Raw genomic sequence first — 13,961 nt, forward strand, 5'->3', positions numbered from 1 at the left:
CAGTCAACGAACCGCTTCCAAAGCAAAAAGGGCGACCAAACGGCCGCCCCTTTCAAATCCGATCGAAAAGTTGGTTTCAGGCTGCTTTCTTCCTACGGCGCATGGCCACGAGACCACCCATACCACCCAGCAGCAACAGACCTGTCGCTGGCAGCGGAACGGCCGAAATGTCGGCCTGTACGAGAGTAACCGTCGCCGTTGTGGTGATCGACGACCCCGGAAGAATCGCGCGACCGCCCTGAAAATTGATGGAGACGATCCCCGTGTCACCAAAGGCGACATCAATGGGCACATCGTCCCATTGCAATTCGCCAGCGCCGATAAAGCCGCCGATGACACCAACAACGCCACCCGAGCCACCACTGGTGACATCAATCGTCGGCGCGCTGAATGCCAGTGTTGCCGACGCAGCGTAGTTCTCGTAGAACCCGGTGCCATTGCCGGTGAATGTCAGAAAATCAAAGGTCTCCGAGTCGCCGACGTTGTCGAGATCGAATGTCGTCCCAATCAAACCAGCCGCCAGACTTTCGCTGATACAGTCACCAGCCCCGGTGCACCCCGAGAAGAATCCACCGGTCGGCGTCAGGCTCACTGACGAACCGGCTCCAATTGTAAAAGTTGATGCATGCGCAACGCCCGCTGTCGCCAGCATCATGGCCCCCGCGGCACACGTTGCGAAAAACGCGTTCTTACTCATATGTTTATGTCCCTGTTCCCAAATCTCGTTACCAACCGCGCTATGAATACCCGGCTTTACAGATTTGAGACTATCATCAATCGACCTTGCAATCAAGTTTGGGAGTTTGCCTGGCGAGTCATTCCCTGACTTACACCCTTAGCGCGACAGGTGGATTTTGGGCGTTTCGCGCGGCCCGCAATCAAATGACGCTAACATTCGCGTGAGAGCCGCACCAGCAGCGCTTTCGACCTTTGCATCAACCGGCGCTGCATCGTAGAGACTGGGATAACAAGACCACGAGGCTCCGACATGACCAAAAGCAATCTTACCAGGCGCTCCCTTGTACTGGGGATGGCCACGACACTCGCGACGCCCGCATTGCTTCGCGCGCAATCTAACGACGCGTTTCCGCAATCCGAAGCAGCGATACGCGACGAACTGCCCGTGCGCCGCAACACGTCCTCGTTCCAGATGCAACGCTGGCAGGATCATTTCGATACGCTGGGCAAAGGATGCTTGCTGGCCGACATCACCAGCCGCGCAGTGCATTACTGGGGCCCAGACGACTCCACCTACCTGCTCTTTCCCTCCTCGGTTCCCATGTCCGAAGAACTGACGCGACGGGGCTACTCAAAGATCGTCCGCAAGGCGGAAAACCCACGCTGGACCCCGACCGCCTCGATGCGAGAGCGCGATCCATCGCTGCCGGATTTCATGGAGGGCGGCCCCGGCAACCCGCTGGGCACCCGCGCAATGTATCTGGATTGGCCCGCCTACCTCGTGCACGGCACCCATGACACCCGCAAGATCGGCCGCCAGAGCTCCTCTGGCTGTATCGGTCTCTACAATCAGCACGTGGAACAACTCTATCCGCTGGTGCAGATTGGGACGCAGGTCCGTCTGCTCTGATCCCTCTGGCCAGCAACGCTCTGCGCCTCAGCTCTGCGAAAATACTCCGGGGGTGGACGGCGATAATCCTCGATCATTGCCGGAGGGGCAGTGCCCCCTGCCCCTGTTACCTTTGATTCGACGGGCTCATTTCTTTCTGATCCAAAAGCTCTGCGCGCGTCCCTCGGCCAGAAATGGCAGAGCCGCCACGGCATCCGGGCGGCTCTGTTGCAGGAAATACCCTGGCCACAGGATATCATACCCTCCGCCCTGAAGCAGCGCATGCAGCATGTATTGCTCGGCCCAGGAGGGGCAGTCATAGAAGAACCGCTTGGGATATTCATAGGGCAGAAACACGTCATGGACGTGGATCACAACACCGGCTGCCAGCGCCGGGATGATCCGGCAGAACAGATGCGCCACATCATTGCTCATCCGGACCTGGTGGCTGCTGTCAATGAACAGGATATCACCGTCCGCCAGATCCGCGAACAACTCTGGATCCACGCTTTCCAACGTCTCCTTTTCGAACCGGTCCACGACATCCGCGATATCCGCACGCGGCCAGGGATCAATCGCTGTCAGAACCGTGTCCATCGCTCCATCGAGAATGGCTTGCCGGGTAATCCGGGTCGAGTTGCCGCAACCAACTTCAATCACGCGGCGCGGCCGCGCGCGTCGGACCATCAGGTAAAGCGCTTCCGCGTCCGGACTGTCAAAGTACCCGTTGCCCGGCACGTATCCGGTTTCGGTTTTCCCGGCGGACATCAACCGCGCCAGGGCAGCACCGTGTTCAGCGTAACCAGAGACCAGCGTCGAAATGTCGAACCCGTCCATCCCCGGAGACAGGGCATAGGCAGGTCCATTCAAGCCGCCTCGGGCCTCAAAAGCCTGCAGCCGTTCCTGTTCGGCACGATAGGCCGCTCCATCGGTCATCCGAACATCAAGTTCGTCAAGCAAACCATTGATCTTGCGTATCTTGCTACCGTTTCCCATTTTGAACCCTTCGCCACCTGACCGCAAATTCCGATCCCATCTGGCTGACTTGCCCGGTTCCGCTGGACACCGCAACCCGGCACCGGTCGATTTTTCACTTGGCAAGCGTGCTCCCAACCCGTTCACTGGGGCAAAGTCAGCGGCGGAGAGCCATCATGCAGCCGGATTTCACCCTCGGTATCGAAGAAGAATACCTGCTCGTCGATCGCGACAGCTTTGATCTGACCGAAGCTCCACCTGAACTCATGTCCGCCTGCCAGACTGATCTCGAGGACCAGGTCAGCCCGGAATTCCTGCAGTGCCAGATCGAGGTTGGCACCCGCGTCTGTGCGTCGATCGCCGAGGCACGCGAAGACCTGAAACATCTTCGCTCTTGCGTGTCGCGCCATGCCGCCAAGCATAACCTCGCTCCGATCGCGGTCTCTTGCCACCCCTTTGCAGACTGGAAAGATCAGCCGCACACCGAAAAGGACCGGTACAATGCGCTGGAACACGCCCTTGGCGGAGTCGCCCGGCGCATGCTGATCTGTGGCATGCATGTGCATGTCGGAATCGAGGAACAGGCGCTGCGCACCGATCTGATGCCTCAGCTCAGCTATTTCCTGCCACATCTGCTGGCGCTGTCTTCCTCCTCGCCATTCTGGCAAGGGGACGATACCCGGCTGGCCTCCTACCGGCTGACGATCTTCGATAACCTGCCCCGCACGGGCCTGCCGCCCAACTTTGACAGCTGGTCGGAATATGAACGAACAGCCGGCACGTTGATCGATCTTGGCATCATCGAGGACACCAGCAAGATCTGGTGGGATTTGCGCCCGTCACACAAGTTTCCGACACTGGAAACCCGGATCATGGACGTGCAACCGCGTCTTGAACATACGCTGGCGCTGGCCGCGTTGATACAGGCGCTCACCCGCATGCTTTGCCGTCTGCGCGAACGCAACCAGCGCTGGCGGACCTATGACCGGTTCCTGATCGCGGAAAACCGGTGGCGGGCGCAGCGCTATGGCACCACCGAGGGCCTGATCGATTTCGGCGACCGGTCGATCAAGCCCTTTGCCACCTTGCTGGATGAACTGACCGGGCTCCTGTCCGAAGATGCCGAGGCGCTTGAGATACAAAGTGAACTGGCCGCCCTTCGCGGAATCGTCCGCGATGGCACCAGCGCCGCACGTCAGCGTCGGGTACATGCCGAAGCCGCCGAAGCCGGTGCGGCCCCCGGACCCGCCGTCGTAAAACACCTGATAGAGGAGTTTCACGCCGATCTGTAACGTCGGTGCCCGCCCGAGATTGACAATTGAGTGCAGGAGTGGATTGCGGACCATTGCAAAATTCCTGTAAGGATTGAGAATTAAACACCCGTTCAATTCGATGCGTTGGAGGAAACCTGCATGGATTTTGCAATGAACGAAGAACAAACCGCCATATTTGATATGGCGCATGCGTTCGGACAGGACAACATCGCCCCCTTCGCGCGCCAATGGGAGGCCGAAGGCACCATCCCGAAATCGCTCTGGCCACAGATTGGCGAGCTTGGCTTTGGCGGGCTTTATGTCAGCGAGGACGGCGGTGGTTCGGGCCTGAGCCGGCTGGACGCCACACTGGTGTTCGAAGCGCTGAGCATGGCCTGCCCTTCGGTTGCGGCGTTCCTGTCGATCCACAACATGTGTGCCAAGATGCTCGACACCTTTGCCAGCGACGAGATGAAAGAGCGGGTGATGCCAGGTGTCCTGTCGCTTGACACGGTGCTGTCCTATTGCCTGACCGAGCCGGGTTCGGGCAGCGACGCAGCAGCCCTCAAGACCCGCGCCCAAAAGACCAATGAAGGCTACGTGCTGAATGGCACCAAGGCCTTCATTTCCGGTGGCGGCTACTCGGATGCCTACGTCTGCATGGTCCGCACTGGCGAGGATGGCCCCAAGGGTATCTCGACCGTATATGTCGAGGACGGCACACCCGGCCTTTCATTTGGCGGCCTCGAAGACAAGATGGGCTGGCGCTCGCAACCGACGGCGCAGGTACAGTTCGATGATTGCAAGATCGCTGCAAACAACCTGGTCGGAGTAGAAGGTCAGGGCTTTAAATACGCGATGGCGGGCCTTGACGGCGGACGCCTGAACATCTCGTCCTGCTCGTTGGGGGCGGCACAGGCGGCGTTGGACCTGACCCTGTCCTACATGGCAGAACGCAAGGCGTTCGGAACTTCCATCGACCAGTTCCAGGGTCTGCAATTCCGATTGGCTGACATGGAAATCGAATTGCAGGCAGCCCGGGTTTTCCTGCGTCAAGCCGCATGGAAACTGGATACCGGTGCGCCAGATGCCTCGAAGTACTGCGCCATGGCCAAGAAATTCGTGACCGAGGCAGGCAGCAAGATCGTGGATCAGTGTCTGCAATTGCATGGCGGCTATGGCTATCTCGCGGACTACGGAATCGAAAAACTGGTACGGGACCTGCGGGTGCATCAAATCCTGGAAGGCACCAACGAGATCATGCGCGTGATCGTGGCGCGGCATATGCTCGCCGCGCGGTAGCTCGACGTGAGCGACATAAACATCCGCCTGGAAGGGCGTGCCGGGCGTATCACCCTGACCCGCCCGCACGCGCTCAACGCACTCAGCCATGACATGTGCAAGGCCATTGATACGGCCCTGCATTTATGGCGCGAAGACGCGCAGGCGGCGCTGATCATCATCGACGCCGAAGGAGACAAGGCGTTCTGCGCCGGCGGCGATATTGCCGAACTTTACGAGACCGGGATGCGCGGTGAATTCGACTATGGCCGGACATTCTGGCGGGATGAATACCGGCTGAATGCGTTGCTGGCCGGATATTCGAAACCGGTGGTCAGTTTCATGCAGGGCTTCACCATGGGGGGCGGTGTCGGCATCGGCTGTCACGGTCGCCATCGTGTCGTCGAGGAAAGCAGCCGCATCGCCATGCCTGAATGCGGTATCGGGTTGGTGCCGGATGTCGGTGGCAGCTATCTTCTGGCGCACGCTCCGGGGCATCTCGGGGTCTACCTTGGCACCACGGCGGCGCGCATGGATGCCGGCGATGCGATTTTCGCGGGCTTTGCGGATCATTTCATTCCACGTGCCCAATGGGATGATCTTATCCAGATTCTCGAGGCGAGCGGCGATGTGGGTCATCTTGTCTCTCATGCACAGACACCGCCCGAGGCCAGCCTGAAAAGCCGCCTGCCGGAGATCGACAGGCTGTTCGATGCTCCTGCGCTGTCCGGTATTCTGGACCGGCTGGCAGCGGACGACAGCCCCTTTGCGCGTGACACGCTGGCCATCATGCAGCGAAACTCGCCCTTGGCCATGGCCTGTGCCATCGAGATCATTCGGTCCCTTCAGGCCGAAACACCCGACATGTACCGCGCCCTGAGAATGGAATACCGCTATACCCATCGGGCCATGCAGCAGGGTGACTTTCTCGAGGGTATTCGCGCCGCGATCATCGACAAGGATCGGAACCCGCAGTGGAAATTCGCGGACCAGCCGGTTCCGCAAGAGGCCATCGACAGAATGCTCGCGCCGCTTGGCGCGGAAGGGCTGAAGTTTGAAACATGAGGAGAACGCCATGAGGATCGGATTTATCGGGCTGGGCAATATGGGAGCGCCCATGGCGGCCAATCTGGCCAAGGCAGGTCACGCGGTGATTGGGTTTGACATGGCCGAGGTCAGCGTTGACGGTGTGACCATGGCAGGCTCGGCCACCGAATGCGCGGCAGGTGCCGAGGTTGTCATCACCATGCTTCCCAACGGCGCAATCCTGCGATCCGTTGCCGCCGACATCATTCCGGAGATGACCAAGGGAGCCACTCTGGTTGACTGTTCAACCGTGGATGTGGACAGCGCCCGCGCCGTCGCGACCGATGCCGAATCTGCGGGTTTGCTGGCAGTGGACGCGCCTGTTTCCGGCGGAGTGGGTGGTGCATCGGCGGGAACGCTGACCTTCATGGCCGGTGGCAGCGAGGCGGCATTTGCCAAGGCCGCGCCCTTGTTCGAGATCATGGGGCAAAAGGCGGTTCATTGCGGCGAGGCCGGTGCCGGACAGGCGGCCAAGATCTGCAACAACATGATCCTCGGCGTCACCATGATCGCCACCTGCGAAGCCTTCGCGCTCGCCGACAAGCTGGGTCTGGACCGGCAAAAGATGTTCGACGTGGTCAGCACCTCATCCGGATACAGCTGGACGATGAATGCCTATTGTCCCGCGCCCGGCGTTGGCCCGCAAAGCCCGGCGGACAACGGGTATCAGCCCGGTTTCGCCGCCGATCTGATGCTCAAGGATCTGCGCCTGAGCCAACAGGCCGCCGAAAGTGCCGATGCGGACACTCCGATGGGGCAGCTTGCGCAAGCCCTCTATGCGCAGTTCGTCGAAAACGAGGATGGCAAAGGCCGTGATTTCAGCGCGATGCTGCCGCGTTTCGAAAATCGTGGGCGAGAGAGCTGATCCCTCGCCGACGCAAGCCCTATTGCGCGTTCGGAAAAAACAGCTGCTGCCCGTCACGCTGGTAGGCCGCAATGGCCGCCTGCCCCTCTGCACCGGTCAGCCAGTCGATAAATGCCTGTCCCTCCACCGCCTTGACGTCGGGATGACGATCCGGGCTCACAAGGATGACCCCATACTGATTGAACAGGCGCGGGTCGCCTTCAACGAGGATTTCCATTCCGTCCTTGTTGCCAAAGGCGATCCAGGTCGCGCGATCGCTGAGCACATAGGCTTCCATCCCGGCAGCCGCGTTCAGGGTCGCGCCCATGCCCGACCCGGTTTCGCGGTACCAGTCGCCTGAATGCGCCCTCACATCGACCTCCGCAGCACCCCAATGGCGCAGTTCCGCCTTGTGGGTGCCGCTGTCATCTCCGCGCGAGGCAAACCGGGCCCGGGCACTGGCAATCTCCTTTAGGGCCGCGACAATATCGTCGCCACCGCCGAGTCCGGCAGGGTCCTCCTGTGGTCCGATCAACACAAAATCATTGTACATCACGTCCTGGCGTTCCACGCCCCAGCCGTCCGCGACGAATTGCTCTTCCGCCGGCCTTGAATGAACCAGCAACACATCACCATCGCCGTTCATCGCATTCTTGATCGCCTGCCCGGTGCCAACCGCCACGACCCGCACCTCGATGCCGGACTTTTCCTGAAACCCGGCCAGGATCGCATCGAGCAATCCCGAATTCTGTGTCGACGTCGTGGATTGCACAACGATAAAACCTCCATCCGCGAGCGCCGCCGCTCCTGTAGTCAGCGCCAAGCCCAACACAAGGCCCCGGACAAATTTCCCGATCATATTCATGGTCTCCATCGATGCTTGGGATTACAAAACCAGCGCCCCCGCCAGAAACCGCCGCGCGGCCTGGCTTTGAGGGGAATCAAAAAAGTCATGCGCGAGGGCATGTTCCGCAATCTGTCCGGCCTGCATCAGCACGATGTCATGACCCAGACGTCGGGCTTGGCCGATATCATGTGTCACCATGACGATCCGTGTTCCGCGCCGCGCAGCCCGCAGGACCATGGCCTCGATATCCTGTGTCGCCGCCGGGTCCAGAGCGCTGGTCGGTTCGTCGAGAAACAGGATATCCGGCGCGCTCGCCAGCGCCCGCAATACCGCAAGACGCTGAGCTTCTCCCCCTGACAGGCTGCGCGCCGGTTGCCGGGCCTTGCCAGAGAGTCCGCCCTCTTCGAGCAGAACCGCGATCCGCGCCTTGCGATCGGATCGTGTGAGCTTCTGTCGTTTCAGGACAAAGTCCAGATTCGCCGCAACGGATCGACGCAACAGAACCGGTTTCTGAAACACCATCGCCTGTCGTGCCCGCGCGGCGGCGTTCAAGAGCGCCCCATTCTGGCGTACCTGCCCGCGGTCCGGCGCGATAAGCCCGTGAAGACAGCGCAGCAGCAGGCTTTTTCCCGCGCCGTTTGGACCCAGGATGACCGTCGGCCCCTGCCCGTCCAGCGCCAGATGGGCAACATCCAGCAACGTTCCGCCATTGCGTCCGATCCGAAGATCTCTGGCCTCAATCAGCGCCTCGCCAAACGCCTCGTCCGTCAGGAGATCACGCATGACGCATCTCTCCCTGACCTTCACGCAACGCAAGCAGGCTGACCAAACCGGTAACGCTGACCGCGATCCCGATCAGGATGGCCCCAAGCGCCAGTGCCAGCGCCAGATTACCTTTTGACGTTTCGAGAGCAATCGTCGTGGTCATGACCCGCGTTACATGATTGATATTGCCGCCGACCATGATAACGGCACCAACTTCGGCAATCGCGCGCCCGAATCCAGCCAGCAGCGCGGTCAACAGGGCAATCCGGCCGTCCCAGACCAGCGTTGGCACCGACGCCAGACCCGACACCCCCATGCTGCGCAACTGTTCGGCATATTCGGCATCCAGCGTTTCGACGGTCTGGCGGGTCAGCGCGGCGATGATCGGAGTCACCAGAACCACCTGCGCTACAATCATTGCGGTCGGAGTATAAAGCAGGTGCAAGACACCCAATGGCCCGGATCGGGATAGCATCAGATAGACCAGCAGACCCACCACGACAGGCGGCAGGCCCAACAGCGCATTCAGCAATACGACCACCAACCGCCGCCCCGGAAATCGACCGACCGCCAGTGCCGCACCCAACGGCATGCCGATCAAGGCGGCGATCAACACTGCCATAAGCGATACCCGCAGAGACAGCAGAACAATCGCCCAGAGGTCCGAATCCCCTGTGAGGATCAGCGTCATGGCAGATATGAATTCTTGCGAAAAGCTATGCATTATTTCCGGATACATATCTATTTTCGGATCATATGCAATTTATGTCACAGCAATCGCAATTCGTCATCCCCGATCTTAGCCGCACAAGCATGGGCGAGCGCCCGGATTTGACGCTGCGCGTTCTTAGCGGCGTCTGCGTATCTGAATGTTCGGTTTTTGATTCGACGGTGAAAACGGCCCGTACAGCCGGAACCCTGTTGACATAGCCCTTCGGACAATCCAGTCACCAGACCGCGCCAAATGCCGTCAAAGAATGTAACGAAGCGCTATTCTGCGGCCTGCGCGGCCACTTCCGCCGCTTCGATTTCCGCAGCTTTCTTCTCAACCTGTTCGACGATATGTTCGATCATCGCGTCATTGCCGAGTTTGTGGCTCTGCTTGCCCGCGAGATAGACCATCCCGCTGCCCGCGCCGCCGCCGGTGAACCCGACATCCGTCATCAACGCTTCACCGGGGCCATTCACCACACACCCGATGATCGAAAGACTCATTGGTGTCCTGATATGCTCCAGCCGTTGCTCCAGCACTTCAACGGTCTTGATCACGTCAAACCCCTGCCGCGCACAGCTTGGGCAACTGATGATGTTCACTCCGCGGTGCCGCAATCCCAGGGACTTCAGGATTTCATAGCCGACCTTGACCTCTTCCACCGGATCCGCGCTCAGGCTGACCCGGATCGTATCGCCGATTCCCATCCAGAGCAGGTTGCCGAGCCCGATCGCAGATTTGATCGTGCCACTGACAAAGCCGCCAGCTTCCGTGATCCCCAGATGGATGGGCGCGTCGGTCGCTTCGGCCAGTTGTTGATAGGCCGCCGCCGCCATGAACACATCAGATGCCTTCACGCTGATCTTGAATTCGTGGAAATCGTTGTCCTGAAGAATGCGGATGTGCTCCAACCCGCTTTCGACCATCGCATCCGGGCAAGGTTCGCCGTATTTCTCAAGCAGATGCTTCTCGAGGCTCCCGGCATTGACACCGATCCTGATCGAACAGCCATGATCGCGCGCCGCGCCAATGACTTCGCGCACACGGTCCGGAGACCCAATATTGCCCGGGTTGATCCGCAAGCAGGCCGCGCCCGCTTCTGCCGCCTCGATGCCGCGGCGATAGTGAAAATGAATATCCGCAACGATCGGTACGGGGCTTTCGGCAACGATCTCTTTCAGCGCCCTTGACGAGTCTTCGTCGGGAACCGAAATCCGCACGATATCGGCACCCGCCTCCGCAGCGGCCTGAACCTGCGCCACCGTCGCCGCCACATCGGTGGTCAGCGTGTTGGTCATGGTCTGGACGGTTATCGGAGAATCCCCGCCTACCGGAACGGTGCCAACCATGATCCGGCGGGATTCGCGACGATAGATGTTGCGCCAGGGGCGAACGGGATTGAGCGACATGACAACAGGTCCATGTTCCGTTTGGATTACTGGTCTTAGATAGTTCGCCCGCGCACCAACGGCAATGGTCGGATCAGGGTTGCGTCGGCGTGGTGTTGGCTTCTGCGACCATACGCGCGAGATCGCGGTCCTGCTCCAGATCCGCCACCTGGAACCGTTCCTGCACCGTTTCGATGGACAATGGCATGTTGGACGTGACCCGGCCGCGTTCGCCGACCGGGCCAAAATGCTGGTTCTGGTAGGCAAAATAAATCGCCCCGGACTCGCCCGCCCGCAGGACCGGCGGCTCTTCGGTCAGCGGCACATCATAGCTTTGGCCGCCTTCCATGATCCCTTCAAAGATCACCGTTCCATCAGCCGCCGTCACCCGTACCCATGACGGTCGCACGGCAACCATCTGTAGCTGCGGCGCAGCATTTTCCACGACCTGGGGTACAAGCGTGCCTTCGGGACGCGGCCCATCCAGGCGAGGGTCAAAGGACTGTGTATTGCCCGCAGTCTGTATCTCGGGCAAGTCTGGCTGGCTGAACGTACCCACGTTGCGCGGATCGAGAGTGGAAATCGGAGCGTCACGTGCGACCAACACCGGCACATCCAGCGCCTGTGGCCGATAGAGACGATCAAGGGCGTCCGCGCGCGTGGTGGTCGCGTCTACGTCAGCGGGCTGAATTGCACCCTTCAAGGGATCAAGATCCGACAAGACAACAGGCGCCTGCTCTACCGGAGCGAGTTGAACCTGCTGCACCTGCTTGAGCACGCTCCAGCCGCCATAGCCAATCCCGCCGATCAGCGCCAAAAGCACCATCATTGAACCGACGGCCCGCGGCTCAATATGGCTCAGAGCGCTTTCCCGCGAAGGGACAAAGGGCATGTTGGGAGTTGTGAACGGATCGCTCAGGCTGTCTCGGCCCGCATTTCCAGCGCCGCTCTTCTGCTTCTTGACTGTTGATGCAGCGGCGGACATGCCGTGGGCGACGGTAAATCCGCTTTCCTTGCAGAAGGCCGCAAAGGATTCGTCCGGGTCCATGTTCAGGTAGCGCGCATAGGAGCGCACGTAGCCCGCAATAAAACCGGGCGTGTCAAAGGCTGATGGGTCGGAGTTTTCGATCGCCGCGACGTAGGATGCCTTGATACGCAACTCCCGCTGAACATCCAGCAGAGATTTGCCCATCGTCGCGCGTTCGCCGCGCATGGTATCACCCAGACGCAAATCAAAGTCGTCAAACCCCTTGGGTCTCACGATATCTTCTTTGACCTCTGATGTGCGCGTCTGCTTGCGCCCAATCATGCCTGCCCCATATCGACTGCTGCGTCCCGTCACGCGTTTTGAGTCGTCCCTATCGACTCGTTCACGCTCTTCTTTAGATTATGCTAACACAGCACAAGCAATTTGCACACAGACTTGATTTCAAGCGGACAGTTCGGCGCGATTCAGCGCACAATGCGACCACAGGGCGTCCATTGCGGCGACAAGGCGGTCCATTTCCTTGGGGTCATGCACGGGCGACGGCGTAAAGCGAAGCCGCTCGGTTCCCCGCGGTACCGTCGGAAAGTTGATCGGTTGAACATAGATGCCATAGTCCTGAAGCAACATGTCGCTCAGTTTTTTTGTGTGCACCGGGTCGCCGACAATGACAGGCACGATGTGGCTGCCGTGGTCGATGATCGGCAAGCCCATCGCCTTTAGGCGCATTTTCAGAATGCGCGCCTGGGTCTGATGAGTCTCGCGCAGATCCTGCGCCTTCTTGAGATAGGCCACCGACGCGGCTGCGCCTGCGGCAACGGCAGGTGGCAAAGACGTCGTGAAAATGAATCCCGGTGCATAGGAGCGGATCGCATCGCACATCTTGAAGCTGGCAGCTATATAGCCGCCCATCACGCCATAAGCCTTGGCAAGCGTGCCGTTGATGATGTCCAGCCGGTGCATCAGCCGGTCACGCTCGGCAACCCCGGCCCCGCGCGGACCGTACATGCCAACCGCGTGAACCTCGTCGATATAGGTGAGCGCATTGAATTCGTCCGCCAGATCGCAGATCGCTTCAATTGGCCCGAAATCGCCATCCATCGAATAGATCGACTCAAAGGCGATCAACTTGGGAGCGTGCGGATCATCCGCCTCCAGCAGTTCCCGCAAATGCGTCACATCATTGTGCCGGAAGATTCGCTTGGATCCGCCATTGCGTCGAACGCCTTCGATCATTGACGCGTGGTTCAGCTCATCGGAATAGATGATCAGACCCGGGAACAGCTTGGGCAGCGTGCTCAGCGTCGCATCGTTGGCGATATAGGCGCTGGTAAACAGCAAGGCACTTTCCTTGCCGTGCAGGTCGGCAAGTTCGGCCTCGAGCCGCTTGTGGTAAACCGTCGTGCCCGAGATGTTGCGCGTCCCGCCGGATCCCGCGCCGGCAGCATCGAGCGCCGATTTCATCGCGTCCAGAACAACAGGATTCTGTCCCATGCCAAGATAGTCGTTGCCACACCAGACACTGATCTCTGACTCACTGCCATCCGGGCGCGTCCACACCGCGTGCGGATAATGCCCCTTGCGGCGCTCAATATCAATGAATGTGCGATAGCGGCCTTCGTCGTGCAGGCGCGCAATTGCGGTGTCGAGCTTTGCGGTATAATCCACGCGCTCCTCCATCTCTTGTCGTGCCGGACTCAGCGACAGCATTTCTAAACGGCAAGGCCGCATTCACGTTCTGGAATGATTATAGTTTGTGCGACCGTTGATCAACTCCTATCAACCGGCGTCATGTCGCAGCACTGATCTGAATCAAATGCCGTTTTCCGCGTCATCCACGAGCACGACAGGGTCGGGTATTCCTGACTTGTTCTTCTGACCTCAAAAAGAGATGCTCATCCATAGGTTAAGTAATGATTTCAACCCTTTGGTTTCGGTTCAGTTCTCGGTTCAACGGTTTTCATTTTGAGTTTCGTAGTCAGTTAAGTGTTTCGCCCTTCCCCGTCGGCGTCGTGTTTTTGGTGATGTGTTTTTTTGTTGATAGGTAACGCAAGCCCGCCCTGTGGCGGGTTCCAGACGAGGAAACGGCAGCAATCGGCACCCGATACACGGTTTCGGGGCTGATTGCTGCCAAACTACCCCACAACGCAATCGAAATCCCCGAATGCAGAGCACCGGATAGGAAATCCCGAAAGGGACAGTCCGCCCCGATGCACCGCGTTTCCCCAAGGGAGCCCCGCAGAGTCTCTGCGCCCATC

13 protein-coding genes are annotated in these 13,961 nt (G+C 59.6%); 5 read left to right on the forward strand and 8 right to left on the reverse strand.

What is annotated here, in order from left to right; all coding sequences use genetic code 11:
* Nucleotides 1-76: 76 nt before the first annotated feature.
* Nucleotides 77-592, reverse strand: coding sequence for a VPLPA-CTERM sorting domain-containing protein (locus tag QO231_RS07280; RefSeq protein ID WP_316774720.1), 516 nt, complete (start codon nt 590-592; stop codon nt 77-79).
* A 396-nt stretch (nt 593-988) separates the two neighbouring features.
* Between QO231_RS07280 and QO231_RS07285 the strand changes: the two genes are divergently transcribed.
* Nucleotides 989-1,588 carry a L,D-transpeptidase gene (locus tag QO231_RS07285; protein WP_316774722.1) on the forward strand — a complete coding sequence of 200 codons (600 nt, stop codon included), beginning with the start codon at nt 989-991 and terminating at the stop codon, nt 1,586-1,588.
* A 126-nt stretch (nt 1,589-1,714) separates the two neighbouring features.
* On the opposite strand, the gene QO231_RS07290 is transcribed toward QO231_RS07285, so the two are convergent.
* Nucleotides 1,715-2,563 carry a class I SAM-dependent methyltransferase gene (locus QO231_RS07290; protein WP_316774724.1) on the reverse strand — a complete coding sequence of 283 codons (849 nt, stop codon included), beginning with the start codon at nt 2,561-2,563 and terminating at the stop codon, nt 1,715-1,717.
* 155 nt (nt 2,564-2,718) lie between these two features.
* On the opposite strand from QO231_RS07290, the gene QO231_RS07295 reads away from it, so the two are divergent.
* The 4 genes from QO231_RS07295 (at nt 2,719) to mmsB (ending at nt 7,027) form a co-directional block, all read left to right on the forward strand.
* Entirely contained in the window at nt 2,719-3,834 is a 1,116-nt protein-coding gene (locus QO231_RS07295; protein ID WP_316774726.1) for a carboxylate-amine ligase, read from the forward strand.
* A 120-nt stretch (nt 3,835-3,954) separates the two neighbouring features.
* Entirely contained in the window at nt 3,955-5,097 is a 1,143-nt protein-coding gene (locus QO231_RS07300) for an acyl-CoA dehydrogenase family protein (RefSeq protein ID WP_316774728.1), read from the forward strand.
* A gap of 6 nt (nt 5,098-5,103) precedes the next feature.
* Nucleotides 5,104-6,141, forward strand: a complete 1,038-nt coding sequence (locus tag QO231_RS07305) for an enoyl-CoA hydratase/isomerase family protein (RefSeq protein ID WP_316774730.1) — start codon at nt 5,104-5,106, stop codon at nt 6,139-6,141.
* Between the two features lie 10 nt (nt 6,142-6,151).
* On the forward strand, nt 6,152-7,027 hold the full coding sequence (gene mmsB, locus QO231_RS07310) for a 3-hydroxyisobutyrate dehydrogenase (RefSeq protein WP_316774732.1): 876 nt from the start codon (nt 6,152-6,154) through the stop codon (nt 7,025-7,027).
* Nucleotides 7,028-7,046: 19 nt separating this feature from the next.
* Here the strand turns inward: mmsB and QO231_RS07315 are convergent, their stop codons facing one another.
* The 6 genes from QO231_RS07315 to hemA all read right to left on the reverse strand — a co-directional run bounded on the left by QO231_RS07315 (nt 7,047) and on the right by hemA (nt 13,371).
* Nucleotides 7,047-7,865: an extracellular solute-binding protein gene (locus QO231_RS07315; RefSeq protein ID WP_316774734.1), complete on the reverse strand. Its 819-nt coding sequence runs from the start codon at nt 7,863-7,865 to the stop codon at nt 7,047-7,049.
* Between the two features lie 27 nt (nt 7,866-7,892).
* A complete protein-coding gene (locus tag QO231_RS07320; RefSeq protein WP_316774735.1) occupies nt 7,893-8,636 on the reverse strand; it encodes an ATP-binding cassette domain-containing protein in 744 nt (247 codons plus the stop codon).
* A complete protein-coding gene (locus QO231_RS07325) occupies nt 8,629-9,342 on the reverse strand; it encodes an ABC transporter permease (RefSeq protein WP_316775001.1) in 714 nt (237 codons plus the stop codon). Before QO231_RS07325 ends, QO231_RS07320 begins: the two co-directional genes overlap by 8 nt.
* A 266-nt stretch (nt 9,343-9,608) precedes the next feature.
* Nucleotides 9,609-10,739 (reverse strand): flavodoxin-dependent (E)-4-hydroxy-3-methylbut-2-enyl-diphosphate synthase, encoded by a 1,131-nt coding sequence (gene ispG / locus QO231_RS07330; protein WP_316774739.1) that lies wholly within the window; start codon nt 10,737-10,739, stop codon nt 9,609-9,611.
* 73 nt (nt 10,740-10,812) lie between these two features.
* On the reverse strand, nt 10,813-12,027 hold the full coding sequence (locus QO231_RS07335) for a helix-turn-helix domain-containing protein (RefSeq protein WP_316774741.1): 1,215 nt from the start codon (nt 12,025-12,027) through the stop codon (nt 10,813-10,815).
* Nucleotides 12,028-12,147: 120 nt separating this feature from the next.
* Nucleotides 12,148-13,371 (reverse strand): 5-aminolevulinate synthase, encoded by a 1,224-nt coding sequence (hemA, locus tag QO231_RS07340; RefSeq protein ID WP_316774743.1) that lies wholly within the window; start codon nt 13,369-13,371, stop codon nt 12,148-12,150.
* Between the last annotated feature and the right edge of the window lie 590 nt (nt 13,372-13,961).

Source organism: Sedimentitalea todarodis, assembly GCF_032595355.1.
GTDB lineage: Bacteria > Pseudomonadota > Alphaproteobacteria > Rhodobacterales > Rhodobacteraceae > Sedimentitalea > Sedimentitalea todarodis.